Origin of the sequence: Streptomyces sp. PT12, assembly GCF_003311645.1 — a bacterium.
Lineage (GTDB): Bacteria > Actinomycetota > Actinomycetes > Streptomycetales > Streptomycetaceae > Streptomyces.
Window position 1 is genome coordinate 34,275 of the sequence record NZ_QEST01000272.1, and the last position, 18,324, is coordinate 52,598.

The window sequence follows — 18,324 nt, forward strand, 5'->3', positions numbered from 1 at the left end:
GGAGTGCGTTGATCACCGTGCGCCCCTCTTGTGCTTCTGGCCTACCGGTTGTGTGCCACGCGCGTACAAGTCAAGCCGGTGGGACGGGCATGAGTGGGCAGTCAGGGGGTGGCGAATGGTGGCGATTGCGAGCCCCCTCTCGCCACCCCGGTGATCGTAGGATTACTTTCGGTGCATTCGTAGACGTCGTGTCAGCAGCCGCTCGCCGGCCGCCGCGCGCGGATACCGTGATTGGGGGCGTCAACGTGGGCGGCAGCGCAACCTCCGCCAGGGAGCCGAACGAGCGGCTCGGGTCGTGGTTCCGGCGCAGCGGCTGGTCCAAGGGCGAGCTGGCCCGGCAGGTCAACCGGCGGGCCCGCCAACTCGGGGCGCACCACATCAGCACCGACACCTCGCGGGTGCGGCGCTGGCTCGACGGGGAGCAGCCGCGCGAGCCCATCCCGCGCATCCTGTCCGAGCTGTTCTCCGAGCGCTTCGGCTGCGTCGTCAGCATCGAGGACCTCGGCCTGCGCTCGCTGCCGCACTCCGCCGCCGTCTCCGGGGTCGACCTGCCCTGGGCCGGGCCGCAGACCGTCTCGCTGATCAGCGAGTTCTCCCGCAGCGACCTGATGCTCGGCCGCCGCGGCTTCCTCGGCACCTCGTTGACCATGTCCGCGGGGCCCGCCCTGATAGAGCCCATGCAGCGCTGGCTCGTCCCCACCCCGGCGAGCGAGGCGGCCACCGGCGCCAGGCTCTCCACCCTGCCGCCGCGGGGGCGCGAGGGCCGAAGGCTCACCGGCCTCTCGGAGCCCGAGCTCGCCCAGCTCGCCGAGACCACCGCGCAGTTCCGCGGCTGGGACGCCCAGTGCGGGGGCGGGCTGCGCCGCAAGGCGGTGGTCGGCCAGCTGCACGAGGTGACGGACCTGCTCCAGGAGAGCCAGCCCGAGCCCGTGCGCAGGCGGCTGTTCGGGATCACCGCCGAGCTGTCGGAGCTGGCGGGCTGGATGAGCTACGACATCGGCCTCCAGCCCACCGCGCAGAAGTACTTCGTGCTCGCCCTGCACGCCGCCAAGGAGGCCGAGGACCGGGCGCTCGGCGCGTATGTGCTCTCCCAGATGAGCCGCCAGATGATCCACCTCGGCCGCGGCGAGGACGCCCTGGAGCTGATCCACCTGGCGCAGTACGGCAGCAGGGAGCGCGCCACCGCCCGCACCCAGGCCATGCTGTACGCGCTCGAGGCCAGGGCCTACGCCACGCTGGGCCAGCCGCCCAAGTGCCACCGCGCGGTGCGGATGGCGGAGGACACGTTCGCCGAGGTCGGCCATGGGGAGCAGGAGCCGGACTGGATCCGCTTCTTCTCCGAGGCCGAGCTGCACGCGGAGAACGCCCACTCCTACCGCGACCTCGCCTATGTGGCGGGCCGCAGCCCTACGTACCTGTCAAGGGCCAGGCCGCTGATGGAGCGCGCGGTGGGCCTCTTCGCCGAGGAGTGCGCGGCCGACCCCTTCGGCGGGCACCAGCGTTCGTATGCACTGAACCTCATCGGCATGGCCACCGTTCACCTCCTCGGGCGCGACGCCGAGGCGTGCGCCGCGAGCGCGGGCGAGGCGATGGACCTCGCCAACAGGCTCCGCTCCGAACGGGTGAACAACCGCCTGCGGAAGACCTGGAGCGCCGCAAGGCGCGACTTCGCCCGGGTGCCCGAGGTGGTCGACCTCAGTCACCGGCTCAGCGCGGAACTCCCGGAAAGTGAGGCGAGGAGGGCCGTCTGAGGCCTCGCCCCCGCCTCGTCGCACCCCAGACGCCGACCGCGTCGGCCGCCCCGGACAGCCCGACTCGGCTCCCCCCGCCAGGTCACCCCGGGCGGCCGCCGCGGCCGGTTCCGCGGCGGCGCGCGAGCGTGTGCGACGGTGCCGGACACGGTAACGCCGATGCGTGCGGTACGTGATCGATTTCATGGCGGCGTAACACTCCGTGCGCCATCGTCACCCCCGCGAAACAATTGACTCCATCGACCGAAACGGCCCTCGGAGAGCCTGTGGCGCATCCTGACCCGCCCAAGATCCTGCCCGCACGGGTCGTAATACCGAGGAGACGTTCACGTTGGAAGCAGCTGATATCGCTTTTGTGCTGATCAGTGCCGCAATGGTCATGTTGATGACACCCGGGCTCGCCTTCTTCTACGGCGGCATGGTCCGGGTCAAGAGCGCGCTCAACATGTTGATGATGTCCTTCATCTCCCTGGGCATCATCAGCGTGCTCTGGGTGCTCTACGGGTTCACCCTCGCCTTTGGCAGCAACTTCAGCGACGCCGATGACGGCGGCATCATCGGCAACCTCGACTTCGCCGGGTTCCAGGACATCACCGCGGAGAACGGGGACATCCTTGCCTTCGCCGTGTTCCAGCTGATGTTCGCCGTGCTGACGCCCGCCCTGATGAGCGGCGCGCTCGCCGATCGCGTCAAGTTCACCAGCTGGGCGCTGTTCATCACGCTGTGGGTGACCGTCGTCTACTTCCCGGTCGCGCACTGGGTGTGGGCCGCCGACGGCTGGCTCTTCGGCCAGGAGGTCATCGACTTCGCGGGCGGCACCGCGGTGCACATCAACGCCGGAGCGGGAGCGCTGGCCGCCGTCCTGGTGATCGGCAAGCGCGTGGGCTTCAAGAAGGAGCCGATGCGCCCGCACAACCTCCCGATGGTGCTGCTCGGCGCCGCCCTGCTGTGGTTCGGCTGGTTCGGCTTCAACGCCGGGTCCGCGCTGTCCCCCAACGGCACCGCCGCCCTGATGGCCCTCAACACCCAGGTCGCCACGGCCGCGGCCGTCCTCGGCTGGCTCGCCTACGAGCGCGTCCGCCACGGCACGTTCACCACCCTGGGCGCCGCGTCGGGCGCCATCGCCGGCCTTGTCGCCATCACGCCCTCCGGCGCGCACGTGACCCCGCTCGGCGCCGTGCTCATCGGCGTTGTCGCCGGTGTCCTGTGCGCCTGGGCCGTCAGCCTCAAGTACAAGCTGGGCTACGACGACTCCCTCGACGTCGTCGGCGTCCACCTCGTCGGCGGCCTCGTCGGCACGCTGCTCGTCGGCTTCCTGGCCACCGACGGCATCGGCGGCGTGGAGCAGTTCGGCAAGCAGGCGCTCGGCGCGTTCTCCGTGCTCGCCTACTCCTTCGTGGTCACCTACATCCTCGCCCAGCTGCTCCAGCGCACCATCGGCTTCCGCGCCTCCGAGGAGGAGGAAGTCGCCGGGCTCGACCTGGCTTACCACGCGGAGACCGGGTACGACTTCACCCAGACCGGCACCGGTTCCGTGCCCGTCAACAGTGTGTCGGCGCCCGCTGGTGCGGCGGCCGGCGAGAAGAAGGTGGACGCATGAAGCTCATCACCGCGGTGATCAAGCCACACCGGCTGGACGAGGTGAAGGACGCCCTCCAGGCGTTCGGGGTGAATGGCCTGACCGTCACGGAGGCCAGTGGCTACGGCCGCCAGCGCGGCCACACCGAGGTCTACCGGGGCGCGGAGTACACCGTGGACCTGGTCCCGAAGATCCGCATCGAGCTCCTGGTGGAGGACTCGGACGCCGAGCAGCTCATCGAGGTCGTCGTTAAGGCGGCCAGGACGGGCAAGATCGGCGACGGAAAGGTCTGGAGCCTGCCCGTCGAGACGGCCGTCCGCGTCCGTACCGGCGAGCGCGGCCCCGACGCCCTGTAAGGGGCGGAGGCGAACGAAGGGCCTGTCCGATCCCCTGGTCAACCACAGGAGTTGGGGCCGCATGACGGCGGAGACCACACCGACCACCGGCGACACGACGGGCCCCAGCGGTGGCTACGCCGCGGCCCGGCTGCACCTCCTCACGCGGGGGGAGCAGACCGGGCCGCCGCGGCGTGCGCAGCTCGCGCGGCTGACCGACGCCTGGCTCGCCGAGCTGCTGGACAGCGGCCCGCGGCCCGCCAGGCCCGCCCGGGTGGCGCTGGTCGCGGTCGGCGGCTACGGCCGTGGCGAGCTCTCGCCCCGCAGCGACCTCGACCTGCTGCTCCTGCACGACGGGGGCGCGCCGCGCGCCGAGATCGCCGCCGTCGCCGACCGGCTCTGGTACCCGGTCTGGGACCTCGGCATCGCCCTCGACCACTCCGTGCGCACCCTCGCCGAGGCGCACGAGACCGCGGCCGACGACCTCAAGGTCCACCTCGGCCTCCTCGACGCCCGCCACCTCGCCGGCGACGCGGCCCTCACCGCCGAGCTGCGCACCGGGCTGCTCGCCCGCTGGCGCTCCCGCGCCGCCACCCGCCTCCCCGAGCTGCGCGCGCTCGGCCAGGAACGCGCCCACCGCCACGGCGAGCTGCCGTTCCTCCTCGAACCCGACCTCAAGGAGGCCCGCGGCGGCCTGCGCGACGCCACCGCGCTGCGCGCCGTCGCCGCCTCCTGGGTCGCCGACGCACCGCGCCAGGGCCTCGACGCCGCGCGCAACGTCCTCCTCGACGTGCGTGACGCCCTGCACCTGGTCACGGGGCGCGCCACCGACCGGCTCGCCCTCGAGGACCAGGACCAGGTCGCCCGCGCCCTCGGACTGCTCGACGCCGACACCCTGCTGCGCCGCGTCTACGAGGCGGCCCGCACCATCTCCTACGCGTCCGACGTCACCTGGCGCGAGGTCGGACGCGTGCTGCGCGCCCGCTCCGCGCGCCGCGGGCTGCGCGGGCTCATCGGCGGCAGCCGCGGGATCAGGCGCCCGCCCGCGGAGGAGCGCGCCCCGCTCGCCGACGGCGTCGTCGAGCACGAGGGCGAGGTGGTGCTCGCCCGCTCCGCCAGGCCCGACCGCGATCCGGTGCTGCCGCTGCGCGCCGCCGCCGCGGCCGCCCAGCACGGGCTGCCCCTGGCGCTGCCCGCCGTGCACGCGATGGCCGCGGCCGACGTCCGGCTCCCCGTGCCGTGGCCCGCCGAGGCGCGCGAGCAGTTCATCACCCTGCTCGGCGCCGGGCCCGACACCGTCCCCGTCTGGGAGGCGCTGGAGGCCGCCGGGCTCATCACGCGGCTGCTGCCCGACTGGGAACGGGTCCGCTGCCGGCCCCAGCGCAACGCCGTTCACCGCTGGACCGTCGACCGGCACCTGGTGGAGACCGCGGTGCGCGCCTCCGCACTCACCCGCCGCGTCGGCCGCCCCGACCTGCTGCTCGTCGCCGCGCTGCTGCACGACATCGGCAAGGGCTGGCCCGGCGACCACAGCGTCGCGGGGGAGACCATCGCCCGCGACATGGCCGCCCGGATCGGCTTCGGCCCCACGGACGTCGACGTGCTCGCCACCCTCGTCCGCCACCACCTGCTGCTGATCGAGACAGCCACCCGCCGCGACCTCGACGACCCCGCCACCGTCGCCCAGGTCAGCGAGGCGGTCGGCGGCGCCGGAACGCTCGAGCTGCTGCACGCGCTCACCGAGGCCGACGCCCTCGCCACCGGGCCCGCCGCCTGGTCGAGCTGGCGCGCCTCGCTCCTGGCCGACCTGGTCAAACGGGTCGCGGCCGGCCTCGGCGACGGCGCCGAGCCGGTCAGGCCAGCCCCGCGAGGCCGCTCCGCCGCCACCGCGGAACGCCTCGCCCTCGACGCCCTGCGCACCGGCGCTCCCGTGGTCACCCTGCGCCCGGGCCCCGATGGGGGCGCCGCGGACGACGAGGCGCTTGACGCCGAGGCCGCCGACGCCCCGGACGAGCCGCGCCCGGTCGGCGTCGAGCTGTTCGTCGCCATCCCCGAGCGCCCCGGCGTGCTGCCCGCCGTCGCGGGCGTGCTCGCCCTGCACCGCCTCACCGTGCGCTCCGCCGAGCTGCGCAGCGCAGACCCCGCGGGCCAGGGCCCGGTGCTGCTGCTCCAGTGGCGGGTCGCGGCCGAGTACGGCTCGCTCCCGCAGGCCGAGCGCCTGCGCGCCGACCTCGTCCGCGCCCTCGACGGCTCCCTCGACATCGCCACCAGGCTCGCCGAGCGCGAGGCCGCCTACCGGCGCCCCCGCCGCAGGCTCAACGCCCCGCCGCCCCGCGTCACCGTCGCCGCCGGCGGCTCGCGGCGGGCCACCGTCATCGAGGTGCGCGCCCAGGACGCCCCTGGGCTGCTGCACCGCATCGGCAGGGCCCTTGACGCGGCGGGCGTCCTCGTGCGCAGCGCGCACGTCAGCACCCTGGGCGCCAACGCCGTCGACGCGTTCTATGTCACCGGCACCGACGACGCCCCGCTCCCGCCCGAGGAGGCGGCCGGGCTCGTGCGCGACATCGAGGCGGCCCTCGCGCCCGGTGCCCCACAGGGCCCCGCCACCGCGGGCTGACCGCAACGGCGCGGGGCGGATACGCTGGAGGGCACCGCCGACCCGACCCCCGATGTGTAAGGAACCGCCAGCGCCGTGTTCGACACTCTCTCCGACCGCCTTGCGGCGACGTTCAAGAACCTCAGGGGCAAGGGCCGTCTCAGCGAGGCGGACATCGACGCCACGGCGCGTGAGATCCGCATCGCCCTGCTCGAGGCCGACGTCGCGCTGCCCGTGGTCCGCGCGTTCATCGCCCGTGTGAAGGAACGGGCCGCCGGCGCCGAGGTGTCGAAGGCCCTCAACCCCTCGCAGCAGGTCATCAAGATCGTCAACGAGGAGCTCGTCGCGATCCTCGGCGGCGAGACCAGGCGGCTGCGCTTCGCCAAGACGCCGCCGACCGTCGTGATGCTCGCCGGCCTCCAGGGCGCGGGCAAGACGACCCTGGCGGGCAAGCTCGGCCGCTGGCTGGGGCAGCAGGGGCACACGCCGCTGCTCGTCGCCTGTGACCTTCAGCGCCCCAACGCGGTCAACCAGCTCCAGGTCGTCGGCGAGCGCGCCGGGGTCAGCGTCTTCGCCCCCGAGCCCGGGAACGGCGTGGGCGACCCGGTCAAGGTCGCGGAGGACTCCCTGGTCCACGCCAGGGACAAGCAGTACGACGTGGTCATCGTCGACACCGCGGGACGCCTGGGCATCGACGAGGAGATGATGCGCCAGGCCGCCGACATCAGGGACGCGGTCAGCCCCGACGAGGTCCTCTTCGTCGTCGACGCCATGATCGGCCAGGACGCGGTCACCACGGCCGAGGCGTTCCGCGACGGCGTCGGCTTCGACGGCGTGGTGCTCTCCAAGCTCGACGGCGACGCCCGCGGCGGCGCGGCGCTCTCGATCGCGCAGGTCACTGGGCGCCAGATCATGTTCGCCTCCAACGGCGAGAAGCTCGACGACTTCGACGCGTTCCACCCCGACCGCATGGCCTCCCGCATCCTCGGCATGGGCGACGTGCTCACGCTGATCGAGCAGGCGGAGCGGACGTTCAGCCAGCAGGAGGCGGAGAAGCTCGCCAGCAAGCTGGCCAAGGGGCCCAAGGAGTTCACGCTCGACGACTTCCTGGCCCAGATGGAGCAGGTCCGCAAGATGGGCTCCATCTCCAAGCTGCTCGGGATGATGCCCGGCATGGGGCAGATGCGCGAGCAGATCAACAACCTGGACGAGCGCGAGGTGGACCGCACCGCGGCCATCATCAAGTCCATGACGCCGGGCGAGCGCGCCGACCCCAAGATCATCAACGGCTCGCGGCGGGCCCGCATCGCGCGCGGCTCCGGCGTGGACGTCAGCGCGGTCAAGGGCCTGGTGGAGCGCTTCTTCGAGGCCCGCAAGATGATGTCCCGCATGGCCCAGGGCGGCGGCATGCCAGGGATGCCCGGCATGCCGGGGATGCCGGGCATGGGTGGCGGCCCCCGGCGCAAGGGCAAGCAGCAGAAGAAGGCCAAGGGCGCCCGCCGTTCGGGGAACCCGATGAAGCGCCAGGCCGAGGAGCGCGCCGCGGCCCAGCGGCAGGGCGAGGGCGGCGCGCTGGGCCAGGGCCCGGCGGACTTCGAGCTGCCGAAGGAGTTCAAGGACATGCTGCCCCCGAAGTGACGGCGCGCACCGGGGCCCAAGTGCCCCGGTGCGGTATCGATTCACGCTCAGGGGCCCGCGCCCCGTACCATTCCCGCCATGGCCAAGACTCCCGTACTCACCTCCCAGGCGGAGGACTTCCCGCGCTGGTACCAGGACGTGATCAGCAAGGCCGAGCTGGCCGACAACGGCCCGGTGCGCGGCACCATGGTCATCCGACCGTACGGGTACGGGCTGTGGGAGCGGATGCAGGAGGAGATGGACGCCCGCATCAAGGCCGCGGGGGCGCGGAACGCCTACTTCCCGCTGCTCATTCCCCAGTCCTACCTGGCCAAGGAGGCCGAGCACGTCGAGGGGTTCGCCCCCGAGCTCGCGGTGGTCACCCACGGCGGTGGCAAGCAGCTCGAGGAGCCCGCCGTGGTGCGGCCCACCTCGGAGATGATCATCAACGCCTCGTTCGCGAAGTGGATCCAGAGCTACCGCGACCTGCCGCTGCTGATCAACCAGTGGGCGAACGTGGTCCGCTGGGAGATGCGCCCCCGCGTCTTCCTTCGCACCACCGAGTTCCTGTGGCAGGAGGGCCACACCGCGCACGCCACCTACGAACAGGCGCGGGACTACGCCGCCCGCATCCACCGCGACGTGTACGCCGACTTCATGGTCAACACCCTGGCCATCGACGTGGTGCTCGGCCGCAAGTCCCCCGCCGAGCGGTTCGCCGGCGCCATCAACACCCTCACGCTCGAGGGGATGATGCGCGACGGCAAGGCGCTCCAGATGGGCACGAGCCATGAGCTCGGCCAAAACTTCGCCAAGGCCTTCGACACCCGCTACCTGTCCAAGGACGGCAGCAGGGAGCTGGTCTGGCAGACCTCGTGGGGCTCGTCGACGCGGATGGTCGGCGGGCTGATCATGTCGCACGGCGACGACAACGGCCTGCGCGTCCCGCCGAGGCTCGCCCCGACGCAGGTCGTCGTGCTGGCCATCAAGGAGGACGAGGCGGTCCTCGCCAAGGTCCACGAGATCGGCGCCGCGCTGCGCGACGCCGGGATCAGGGTCGAGGTGGACGACCGCACGGACACGCCGTTCGGGCGCAGGGCGGTGGACTGGGAGCTCAAGGGCGTCCCGGTCCGCGTCGAGGTCGGCCCCCGCGATCTCGCCGATGGCACCGCGATGCTGGCGCGTCGCATCCCCGGCGGCAAGGAGCCGGTTGCGATCGACGCGCTCCCCGCGCGCCTGCCCGCGCTGCTCGAGGAGGACCAGGCGCTGCTGCTGCGCCAGTCCCGCGAGCGCCGCGAGGAGCGGACCTCGGACGTGCGGACCATCGATGAGGCCGTCGAGGCCGCGTCGGCGGGCGGCTGGGCGCGGCTGCCGTGGGCGGAGCTCGGCGCCGAGGGCGAGGCGAAGCTGGCGCAGGACGCGGTCTCGGTGCGCTGTCTGGTCGCCGAGGACGGCTCGGTGCCGGAGTCGGACGACGCCCCCGGCACGATCGCCATCGTGGGGCGCGCCTACTGATCGAGGGGGTTCCCGGCCGGATTCTGACCGGTTTCGGTCCGATTCGGCCGGGTCTCCGCCCGGGGGGAATGGCCGCGAACTGACGGGTAGGTGCAAATTCACGGACTTGCCCCGGAATCGGAACACCCGCGGGGCCTCGCTCGTTAGCTACGACGTGAGCACGACACAACCAGTTCCAGTTCTCGCCGCCGAGCTGGCACACGCGTGGGCCGACATTCAACGGCACCACCCGGAGTTGCCGGACTTGGCCACGCCAGAGTCCCTGATCGGGGAGTCATCGTCCGCCTGCGGCTCCGAGCTCTCCTTTGAACGGCTGCTGCACGAGGCCGTCCACGGTATCGCCGCCGCCCGGGGTGTCCGCGACACCTCCCGCGCCGGGCGCTACCACAACAGACGCTTTCTCGCGATCGCCGAGGAGTTGGGCCTCGATCACGCCGAGGACCCGCACCCGAGCAGCGGCTTCTCGCTGGTCACGATGAGCCCGGAGACCCGGAGGCGGTACCGGCCCACGGCCGAGCGGCTTCAGCGGGCGCTCAAGGCCCACCTCGCGGCCGCGGCGACGGACACCAAGCGGAGCTTCCGCGGTCCGGCGGCCCGGCACGGCTCATCCGGTGGCGGGGTCCGGGTGAAGGCGGTCTGCGAGTGCGGGCGGAATGTCCGGGTGGTCCCATCTGTCCTTGCGCAGGCGCCGATTGTCTGCGGCGCGTGCAAGAAGCCGTTCGAGATCGCCGAGACGTTGACCGTGGCGGCGTCCTCCTGACGGCCTATGGCAGAATAACCACTTGAACTCGACAGTCGCACAGGATCCCTCTCTCCTCCGACTGACGCGTCCACCGGGCCCCCGGGACCGCAGCCCCACGCGGATCCCCGCCGTGGCCCACCACGTCAACACGCAGGAGACACCACACCCGTGGCAGTCAAGATCAAGCTGAAGCGACTGGGCAAGATCCGTTCGCCGCACTACCGCATCGTCGTCGCCGACTCCCGCACCCGCAGGGACGGCAGGGCCATCGAGGAGCTGGGGCTGTACCACCCGGTGCAGAACCCCTCGCGTATCGAGGTCGACTCCGAGCGCGTGCAGTACTGGCTGGGCGTCGGCGCGCAGCCGACGGAGCCCGTCATGGCCATCCTCAAGGTGACCGGTGACTGGCAGAAGTTCAAGGGGCTGCCCGCGCCGCCGCCCATGAAGGTGGCCGAGCCCAAGCCGGACAAGCGCGCGCTCTTCGAGGCCGCGGCCAAGGAGTCCGGTGGCGAGCCTCGGGGTGAGGCCATCACCCCGAAGAAGAAGGCCGAGAAGAAGACCGACGCTGAGCCGCAGGCCGCGTCGGCCGAGGGCTGAGAATGCTCGAAGAGGCCCTGGAGCACCTGGTCAAGGGCATCGTCGATCATCCCGACGACGTGCAGGTCGCCCAGCGCACCCTGCGTCGTGGTCGGGTGCTCGAGGTCCGGGTCCACCCCGATGACCTCGGCAAGGTCATCGGCCGCAATGGCCGCACCGCGCGCTCGCTGCGCACGGTCGTGGGCGCGCTCGGCGGCAAGGGCGTCCGCGTCGACCTGGTCGACGCGGACGAGGTTCGCTGAGGGCGACACCGGCATTCGGTCGAGGGCCGGGGGCGCGTATCGCCCCCGGCCCTCGACGCGTCGGCCCGTCCGAGAATTTCGAGAGCTCAATTCCCCGAGCTGAATTCCCAGAGCGGTAGGACCCCATCACAGTGGAACTCGTCGTCGCCCGCATCGGCCGCGCCCATGGGATCAAGGGCGAGGTCAGCGTCGAACTCCGGACCGACGAGCCGGAGACGCGCCTCGCGCCGGGCGCCGTCCTGGCCACGGACCCGGCCGCGGTGGGCCCGTTGACCATCGAGAGCGGCCGTGTGCACAGCGGTCGGCTGCTGCTGCGCTTCGCCGGGGTGGGCGACCGCACCGCCGCGGAGGCGCTGCGCAACACCCTGCTGATCGCCGAGGTGGACCCCGAGGAACTGCCCGACGACCCCGAGGAGTTCTACGACCACCAGCTGATCGGGCTCGACGCGGTCACCGGGGACGGCGCGGCCGTCGGCACCGTCACGGAGGTCGCGCACCTGCCGGGTCAGGATCTCCTGGTCGTCGAACGGCCCGACGGCGAGGAGGCGCTCATCCCGTTTGTCGGGGAGATCGTCCCCGAGGTCGATCTCGCGGGCGGCCGCCTCGTGGTCACCCCCCCGCCGGGGCTGCTCGACGGCGGCGCGGCATGAGGCTCGACATCGTCACGATCTTCCCCGAGTATCTAGAGCCGCTCGACGTCTCGCTGGTCGGCAAGGCGCGCGCGGCCGGGCTGCTCGATGTGCGCGTGCACGACCTGCGGCGCTTCACCCACGACCGGCACCACACGGTGGACGACACCCCCTATGGCGGCGGCCCCGGCATGGTCATGAAGCCCGAGCCCTGGGGCGAGGCGCTGGACGCGGTGCTGGCCTCGGGCGCCCCCGCGAAGCCGGTGATCGTCGTGCCCACCCCCAGCGGTCGGCCGTTCACCCAGGATCTCGCGCACCGGCTCGCCGGGGAGGAGTGGCTGATCTTCACCCCGGCCCGCTACGAGGGCATCGACCGGCGCGTGATCGAGGAGTACGGCGCCACGTTCGACGTGCGCGAGGTCTCCATCGGCGACTATGTGCTGGCCGGGGGCGAGGCCCCGGTGCTGGTGATGGTCGAGGCCGTGGCGCGGCTGCTGCCCGGCGTGCTGGGCAACGCCGACTCGCACCGCGACGACTCGTTCGCGCCGGGCGCCATGGCGGGGCTGCTCGAGGGCCCCGTCTACACCAAGCCGCCGCAGTGGCGCGGGCGGGCCGTTCCCGAGGTGCTGATCAGCGGCCACCACGGGCGGATCGCCCGCTGGCGCCGGGACGAGGCGCTGCGCCGGACCAGCGAGAACCGCCCCGATCTGATCGAGCGCTGCGACCCCGCGTCCCTCGACAAGCACGACCGCGCGGCCCTCGTGGAGCTGGGCTGGGAGCCGGGAGACGACGGGCGATTTGGGCGCGCGTCGGGCCGCGTGGAAGAATAGGGCGCTGGCCCTTGTCCGGCGCGTGACCCTGCCACAGGGGGATCGCCGCCCGCCGGTGCGACCGGGCCGCTTCCGTCCCATTCACGTATCACGATCGTTTCCGTCGATGTCCTGTGGCATCGGCGAGGAGAGCAGCAGGCCATGAACCTCCTGGACAGTGTCGACTCCGCCTCCCTGCGGGACAACATCCCCGCCTTCAGGCCCGGGGACACGGTCAACGTCCACGTCCGCGTCATCGAGGGCACCCGCTCCCGTGTGCAGCAGTTCAAGGGCGTGGTGATCCGCCGCCAGGGCTCGGGGATCCGCGAGACCTTCACCGTGCGCAAGGTGAGCTTCGGCGTCGGCGTGGAGCGCACCTTCCCCGTGCACACCCCGGTGGTGGAGAAGATCGAGGTCGTGACCCGCGGTGCCGTCCGCCGCGCGAAGCTGTACTACCTGCGGAACCTCCGTGGCAAGGCCGCCAAGATCAAGGAGAAGCGGGAGAACTGAGCGGTCCCGCCTCCCGGTTACCATCACGGCGTGACCGAATCCGACGCACAACCTCCGGAGCGCGATCGCCCCGCAAGACCCCAGAAGGGGTGGCGGCGGTGGTCGCGCTCGGTGCGTCTGTGGGGGGTGGTGGCGCTGAGCACGGCGGTGCTCACCATGCTCACCAACGCCTTTGTGATGCAGCCCTTCCTGATCCCCAGCGGGTCGATGGAGGGCACCCTCCAGGTCGGCGACCGCGTGGTCGTCAACAAGCTGGCGTACCGCTTCGGCGGTGAGGTCAAGCGGGGGGATGTCATCGTCTTCGACGGAGCCGGATCATTCACCGCGGAGGAGTCGGATCCGGGGCTGCTCGCCGGGCTGCTGCGCACGGCAGGCGCCGCGGTGGGGCTGTCCCCGTCCTCGGACACCGACTATGTGAAGCGCGTCATCGGCATCGGCGGGGACCGCGTGCGCTGCTGCGACAGCCAGGGGCGGATCGAGGTCAACGGCGAGCCGCTGGACGAACCGTATCTCTATCCAGGGGACAAGCCTTCGAATGTCACGTTTGATATCCGAGTGCCCGAGGGACGGTTGTGGGTGATGGGTGACCACCGTTCCGACTCGGCGGACTCCAGGGAGTACCTCGGCTCCCCGGGGGGCGGCACCGTCCCCGTGGACCGGGTGATCGGCCGGGTCGAGCTGATCGGGTGGCCCGTGGGCCGCTGGGGCTGGCTGCGGTCGGCCCATGGGTGAGCGCGGCAAGCCGCGGGCGTCGCGCCGCCGCGCGCCGGAGCCCTCGCCGCCCGACGACCTCGTCGGGGAGCCTTCGGATCCCGGCGAGCAGCGCCCGACGCTGCGCGGCCCGGGGGAGGGGCGCGCCGACCGGCGGCGGGCGGCCAAGCGGATCAAGCGCCGCAGACGCCTGAGGGCCACCAGGGAGATACCGATCCTCATAGGCACCGCGCTGCTGATCGCGCTGGTGCTCAAGACGTTTCTGGTCCAGGCGTTCGTCATCCCCTCCGGGTCGATGGAGGAAACGATTCGCGTGGACGACCGCGTGCTCGTGGACAAGCTGACGCCGTGGTTCGGCTGGGAGCCGTCGCGCGGCGAGGTGGTGGTCTTCAAGGACCCGGGCGGCTGGCTCGAGACCTCGGGCACGGAGGAGAGCACCGATCAAGGCCCCTTTGGAATCCGGCACATCCGATCGGCACTGACCTGGATCGGTCTGCTGCCGAGCGCGGACGATCAGGATCTGATCAAGCGGGTCATCGGCGTCGGCGGGGACACGGTGGTCTGCTGCGACCCCGAGGGCCGCGTCATGGTGAACGGCGTCCCGCTGGACGAGCCGTATCTCTACCCCGACAATCCGCCGTCCCAGATCGAGTTCGACGTGACGGTCCCCGAGGGGAGCCTCTTCGTCATGGGCGATCACCGGTCGAACTCGGCCGATTCCCGCTATCACCTGGACGAGGATGGACATGGAACCGTCCCCGAGAACCTGGTCGTCGGGCGCGCGATGGTGATCGCCTGGCCGTTCGGGCACTGGAAAGGGCTGGACGGCACGGACGCGTTCTCCTCCGTGCCCGACGCCCCGTCGGCGGAGGGCGCCGTCGACGCCCGAGCGTACCCGGGGGAGAATGGCCCCCGCAAAGAGAACGAATTGGCGCAACTCCCGATCCCTGCGGAACTCCCGCTCGTTATGGGAGTGGTGGGCCTGTTGCGACGTCGGGACAGGCTCGACGGCCCGGAGCGGAGCGTGAGGAGCGAATGTGGGGGACGTAGCGGTGGGTGCCCGGTCCGGCGCGGAAGGCCCGGAGGACCGTCCGGTGAATCCCGGCCCTGGAGGCGCACCCGGCGAAGAACCCCGCGGCGCCGACCCGGGGCGCGTGCCCCGGGAGGGCGGCCCGATCCCGGGTGACGCCGCCGCCCGCGCGGCGGGGGGCGACCCGGGCCCCGGCCCCGGGGACCCCGAGAACCCTGGGGACCGCGCGGGCTCGGGCTCCGAGCCATCCGACGCCGGGCCCGACGACGGGGCGGAGTCCGCCGTGGACGCCCCGGGCGGGCGCCGTGGCAGGCGCCGCGGGCGCGAAGCGAAGCAGCGCTCCTTCTGGAAGGAGCTGCCCATCCTGATCGGCATCGCCATCGTGCTCGCGCTGGTGATCAAGACGTTCCTGGTGCAGGCGTTCTCCATCCCCTCCAACTCCATGCAGAACACCCTCCAGGAGGGTGATCGCGTGCTCGTGGACAAGCTCACGCCCTGGTTCGGTGGCGAGCCCGAGCGTGGCGAAGTGGTGGTCTTCCACGACCCGGGCGGCTGGCTCGGGGAGGCGCCGGGCGGGAGCGGCGGGCTCGGCGGCGCGGTGCAGAGCGCGTTGAGCTTCATCGGGCTGATGCCGTCCGCCGAGGATCAGGACCTGATCAAGCGCGTGATCGCCGTCGGCGGGGACACCGTCGAGTGCGAAGAGGGCGGCGAGGTCCACGTCAACGGCGAGCCGCTCGACGAGAGCGAGTACCTCTTCCCTGGGAACACCCCCTGTGGCGACCGGCCGTTCGGCCCCATCGAGGTCCCAGAGGGGCGGCTGTGGGTGATGGGCGACCACCGGCAGGATTCGCTCGACTCCCGGTACCACCAGAACCTCGAGGGCGGCGGCACCGTCTCCGAGGACGACGTGGTCGGGCGCGCCATCGTCATCGCGTGGCCGATCGACCGCTGGGGAACGCTCCCCGTCCCCGACAGCTACGGCTCGGTCGGCGCCGCGGCGATGGCCGCCACCCCCGCGGCGCTCGGCTTGGCCGGGGCGGTGCCGCTCGTGCTGATGCGCCGCAGGAGGCTGCTGAGGAAGGCCGAGGAGAGCGCGTCCGCGGCCGGACGGTCCGCGTCCGTGACCGCGGGGCTAGGACCTGCGGCGGGGCCTGCGGCGGGCTCCGCGGCGAGGCCCGCGGTGGGGGAGACCCCGCAGCGCTGACCCCGTCACCCGGGGTGGATAGGGTCGCCTTCCGAGCAACGATCGGAGGGGGGCGTGATGAGCGGAGCCATACGCGGGCGGGGGCGGGTGGGCCGCGTGCTGTCCGGAGCCGCGGTGGGGGTCGGCTGTGTCCTGCTGCTCGGCGGCTTTGTGCTGGCCGCGATCCTGTACCAGCCCTATGCCGTGCCCACGGACTCGATGGCCCCCTCCGTGGTCGCGGGGGACCGGGTGCTGGCGCAGCGCATCGACGGCGGCGAGGTCCGCAGGGGCGATGTGGTCGTTTTCAGGGACGCCACATGGGGCGAGTCGCTGATGATCAAGCGTGTGGTGGGGATCGGGGGGGACGTCGTCGCCTGCTGCGACGAGAACGGTCGCCTCACGGTGAACGGCGAGCCGGTGGACGAGCCCTATCTGGCGGACACCGAGAACCCCGCGTCGAGCACCGGCTTCGACGCCGAGGTGCCCGAGGGGGAGCTGTTCCTGCTGGGGGACGACCGGGCGGACTCGCTCGACTCCCGCAGCCTGCTGACCGAGGCGGGCGGGGGCACGGTGCCCGCCGACGCGGTCTCGGGGCGGGTCGAGGCGGTGGTGTGGCCAGTGGACCGGTTCGGCCAGCTGGGGCGGGCCACGGGCTTCGCGGAACAGCCAGGCGGGATCTCGGGCGCGGGGCCGCTGCGGCCGTTGTTCCAGGTGATCTGCGCGGGCGCCGTGCTGATCGTCGTCGGGGCCGTCTACCCCGCGCTGGCCCGCTTGAGGTCCCGGTCAGGACCGCCACGGCGTGCGGATGTCTCAGGTGACGCACAATGAGGGGACGCACGGCTGAAGGGGTAACGCCATGAGTGCCGAGGATCTCGAAAAGTACGAGACCGAGATGGAGCTCAAGCTCTACCGGGAGTACCGGGATGTGGTCGGCCTCTTCACATATGTGATCGAGACTGAGCGGCGCTTCTACCTCACCAATGACTACGAGATGCAGGTGCACTCAGTCCAAGGAGAGGTGTTCTTCGAGGTCTCGATGGCGGACGCCTGGGTCTGGGACATGTACAGGCCGGCGAGGTTCGTCAAGCAGGTGCGGGTGTTGACGTTCAAGGACGTGAACATTGAGGAGCTCAACCGCAGCGAACTGGACCTTCCCGAGGACTCGGGCTTCGGGGGCGGCCGGAACGCCTGATCGATCAGCACCACTCGATCGGGGGACGGGGTTTTCCACAGATCCCGCCGTGTCCACAGATTCGCGAGCAAGTCGTCACAGAGGGTCACCGTTGGGCACCCTGGGGTCATGACGCTCGTCGCCACACTGCTCAGCACGTTCCTGTTCGCCGTCACCCCCGAGGCCGCCGCCTGGCCGGTCCCCGGCGCCTCGGGCGCCTCACGCCCCCTGGTCGCCCGGGGCTTCGATCCGCCACCCCAGCGCTGGGCTGCGGGCCACCGCGGGGTCGATCTGATCACCCACGCCGGAGCCGAGGTCCGCGCGGCCGTCGCGGGGCGCGTCGTCTTCGCCGGGCCGGTGGCCGGGCGGGGAGTGATCAGCATCGAGCTGCCCGCGGGGCAGGAGGGGGGACCCGCGCCCCGCATCACCTACGAGCCGGTGGAGGCGTCGGTCGCCGTGGGCGACGAGGTCGCGGCGGGGGATGTCGTCGGCCGACTGGCCGAGGGCCCGTTCCACTGCGCCGAGCCTTGTCTGCACTGGGGGCTGCGGGTGGGCGAGACCTACCGGGACCCGCTCTCGCTCCTTCCGGAGCGGCTGCTACGCCGGGGCCCCTCCCGGCTGCTGCCGACCACCGGCGTGCCCGTCCCCGGGGAGGCAGGAGACCCCATCGAGGGCGACCCTGGCGGCGAGGTCGGCGATCGCCTCGGGGGGCGGCGACCCGGGGTGGCCGAGGTGGCGCACCGCCGCGTCGACCACGCCCTGGAGGAGCCCCGCGACCAGGCGCGGCTCCTCGTGGCCGAGCCGCCCGAGCACGTCGACGAGCATGTCGAGCAGCCCACCCAGCGCCGCATGGGCGCGCTCCGCGGCCGCCTCGTTCAGCTCGTGCGCGGCGCAGGCCAGCACGGCCCGGTGCCGCTCGTCCGCCGTGAGGGCGAGCTGCGCCCGCACGTAGGACTCCGCCTTGGCCCGGGGCGTGGGGGCCGCGTCCATCGCGGCCGCCACCCGGGTGGTCCCCAGGAGAAGGACACGCGCGCACAGCTCCTCGACCAGGGCCGCGCGGGACGGGAAGTGCTCATGGACCGCGGAGGTGGCCAGCCCGGTCCGCTCGGCGAGTGCCGGGAAGGTCAGCGCCGGGGGTCCGCCCTCCGTCAGCAGCGATCCGGCCGCGTCCAGCAGGGCGGTGCGCCGCCTCCTGCGGCGCTCGGCTGCCTCGGCCGTCGGAATCCTGGACACGCCCTCACTGTAGGGCGCGGGGGGCGAGCCGCCAGCTGGTTCACCCGGATGTGCGCCCCGCCGTCCACGGAGGA

General features: G+C 72.3%; 18 protein-coding genes and 1 pseudogene. 18 read left to right on the forward strand and 1 reads right to left on the reverse strand.

The genetic code is table 11. The features are described 5' to 3' along the window. Positions 1–245 precede the first annotated feature (245 nt). From DEH69_RS28550 to DEH69_RS28635, 18 genes and pseudogenes are all read left to right on the forward strand, one after another. Positions 246–1,751 (forward strand): hypothetical protein, encoded by a 1,506-nt coding sequence (locus DEH69_RS28550; protein ID WP_113689969.1) that lies wholly within the window; start codon positions 246–248, stop codon positions 1,749–1,751. Between the two features lie 331 nt (positions 1,752–2,082). After that, positions 2,083–3,351: an ammonium transporter gene (locus DEH69_RS28555; protein ID WP_113689878.1), complete on the forward strand. Its 1,269-nt coding sequence runs from the start codon at positions 2,083–2,085 to the stop codon at positions 3,349–3,351. Further along, a complete protein-coding gene (locus DEH69_RS28560) occupies positions 3,348–3,686 on the forward strand; it encodes a P-II family nitrogen regulator (protein ID WP_113689879.1) in 339 nt (112 codons plus the stop codon). Before DEH69_RS28555 ends, DEH69_RS28560 begins: the two co-directional genes overlap by 4 nt. A 61-nt stretch (positions 3,687–3,747) precedes the next feature. Beyond that, entirely contained in the window at positions 3,748–6,282 is a 2,535-nt protein-coding gene (locus tag DEH69_RS28565; protein WP_113689880.1) for a [protein-PII] uridylyltransferase, read from the forward strand. A gap of 75 nt (positions 6,283–6,357) precedes the next feature. Further along, positions 6,358–7,899 carry a signal recognition particle protein gene (ffh, locus tag DEH69_RS28570; protein ID WP_113689881.1) on the forward strand — a complete coding sequence of 514 codons (1,542 nt, stop codon included), beginning with the start codon at positions 6,358–6,360 and terminating at the stop codon, positions 7,897–7,899. A gap of 78 nt (positions 7,900–7,977) precedes the next feature. Then, the gene (gene proS, locus DEH69_RS28575) at positions 7,978–9,393 is read left to right on the forward strand and encodes a proline--tRNA ligase (protein ID WP_113689882.1); all 1,416 of its coding nucleotides are present in this window, start codon (positions 7,978–7,980) and stop codon (positions 9,391–9,393) included. A gap of 154 nt (positions 9,394–9,547) precedes the next feature. Then, positions 9,548–10,153 carry a hypothetical protein gene (locus DEH69_RS28580; RefSeq protein WP_113689883.1) on the forward strand — a complete coding sequence of 202 codons (606 nt, stop codon included), beginning with the start codon at positions 9,548–9,550 and terminating at the stop codon, positions 10,151–10,153. A gap of 150 nt (positions 10,154–10,303) precedes the next feature. Next, positions 10,304–10,732 carry a 30S ribosomal protein S16 gene (rpsP, locus tag DEH69_RS28585; protein WP_113689884.1) on the forward strand — a complete coding sequence of 143 codons (429 nt, stop codon included), beginning with the start codon at positions 10,304–10,306 and terminating at the stop codon, positions 10,730–10,732. A 2-nt stretch (positions 10,733–10,734) separates the two neighbouring features. Then, the gene (locus DEH69_RS28590; protein WP_113689885.1) at positions 10,735–10,974 is read left to right on the forward strand and encodes an RNA-binding protein; all 240 of its coding nucleotides are present in this window, start codon (positions 10,735–10,737) and stop codon (positions 10,972–10,974) included. 131 nt (positions 10,975–11,105) lie between these two features. Beyond that, the gene (gene rimM / locus DEH69_RS28595; protein ID WP_113689886.1) at positions 11,106–11,624 is read left to right on the forward strand and encodes a ribosome maturation factor RimM; all 519 of its coding nucleotides are present in this window, start codon (positions 11,106–11,108) and stop codon (positions 11,622–11,624) included. Next, positions 11,621–12,433, forward strand: a complete 813-nt coding sequence (gene trmD, locus DEH69_RS28600; protein ID WP_113689887.1) for a tRNA (guanosine(37)-N1)-methyltransferase TrmD — start codon at positions 11,621–11,623, stop codon at positions 12,431–12,433. The genes rimM and trmD overlap by 4 nt, the downstream gene beginning before the upstream one ends. A 141-nt stretch (positions 12,434–12,574) precedes the next feature. After that, positions 12,575–12,922 (forward strand): 50S ribosomal protein L19, encoded by a 348-nt coding sequence (gene rplS, locus DEH69_RS28605; RefSeq protein ID WP_113689888.1) that lies wholly within the window; start codon positions 12,575–12,577, stop codon positions 12,920–12,922. Between the two features lie 30 nt (positions 12,923–12,952). Then, the gene (gene lepB / locus DEH69_RS28610) at positions 12,953–13,654 is read left to right on the forward strand and encodes a signal peptidase I (protein ID WP_113689889.1); all 702 of its coding nucleotides are present in this window, start codon (positions 12,953–12,955) and stop codon (positions 13,652–13,654) included. Further along, positions 13,647–14,819 (forward strand): signal peptidase I, encoded by a 1,173-nt coding sequence (gene lepB / locus DEH69_RS28615; RefSeq protein ID WP_258535029.1) that lies wholly within the window; start codon positions 13,647–13,649, stop codon positions 14,817–14,819. The genes lepB (DEH69_RS28610) and lepB (DEH69_RS28615) overlap by 8 nt, the downstream gene beginning before the upstream one ends. Positions 14,820–14,946: 127 nt before the next feature. Then, positions 14,947–15,867, forward strand: coding sequence for a signal peptidase I (lepB, locus tag DEH69_RS28620; protein WP_258535036.1), 921 nt, complete (start codon positions 14,947–14,949; stop codon positions 15,865–15,867). A gap of 57 nt (positions 15,868–15,924) precedes the next feature. Then, entirely contained in the window at positions 15,925–16,674 is a 750-nt protein-coding gene (gene lepB / locus DEH69_RS28625; RefSeq protein WP_113689891.1) for a signal peptidase I, read from the forward strand. 28 nt (positions 16,675–16,702) lie between these two features. Then, positions 16,703–17,038, forward strand: coding sequence for a DUF2469 domain-containing protein (locus DEH69_RS28630; RefSeq protein WP_113689892.1), 336 nt, complete (start codon positions 16,703–16,705; stop codon positions 17,036–17,038). A gap of 108 nt (positions 17,039–17,146) precedes the next feature. Beyond that, a pseudogene (locus tag DEH69_RS28635) lies at positions 17,147–17,578 on the forward strand (peptidoglycan DD-metalloendopeptidase family protein); the annotation flags it as partial. A gap of 36 nt (positions 17,579–17,614) precedes the next feature. On the opposite strand, the gene DEH69_RS28640 reads toward DEH69_RS28635, so the two are convergent. After that, a complete protein-coding gene (locus tag DEH69_RS28640; RefSeq protein ID WP_258535030.1) occupies positions 17,615–18,250 on the reverse strand; it encodes a TetR/AcrR family transcriptional regulator in 636 nt (211 codons plus the stop codon). Positions 18,251–18,324 lie beyond the last annotated feature (74 nt).

Excerpts from the sequence above, each read along its gene's own strand:
- DEH69_RS28590 (WP_113689885.1), top strand. The coding sequence starts at position 10,735 with ATGCTCGAAGAGGCCCTGGAGCACCTGGTCAAGGGCATCGTCGATCAT.
- DEH69_RS28630 (WP_113689892.1), top strand. The coding sequence starts at position 16,703 with ATGAGTGCCGAGGATCTCGAAAAGTACGAGACCGAGATGGAGCTCAAG.
- proS (WP_113689882.1), top strand. The coding sequence starts at position 7,978 with ATGGCCAAGACTCCCGTACTCACCTCCCAGGCGGAGGACTTCCCGCGC.
- lepB (WP_258535029.1), top strand. The coding sequence starts at position 13,647 with ATGGGTGAGCGCGGCAAGCCGCGGGCGTCGCGCCGCCGCGCGCCGGAG.
- DEH69_RS28560 (WP_113689879.1), top strand. The coding sequence starts at position 3,348 with ATGAAGCTCATCACCGCGGTGATCAAGCCACACCGGCTGGACGAGGTG.
- rplS (WP_113689888.1), top strand. The coding sequence starts at position 12,575 with ATGAACCTCCTGGACAGTGTCGACTCCGCCTCCCTGCGGGACAACATC.
- trmD (WP_113689887.1), top strand. The coding sequence starts at position 11,621 with ATGAGGCTCGACATCGTCACGATCTTCCCCGAGTATCTAGAGCCGCTC.
- lepB (WP_113689891.1), top strand. The coding sequence starts at position 15,925 with ATGAGCGGAGCCATACGCGGGCGGGGGCGGGTGGGCCGCGTGCTGTCC.
- DEH69_RS28565 (WP_113689880.1), top strand. The coding sequence starts at position 3,748 with ATGACGGCGGAGACCACACCGACCACCGGCGACACGACGGGCCCCAGC.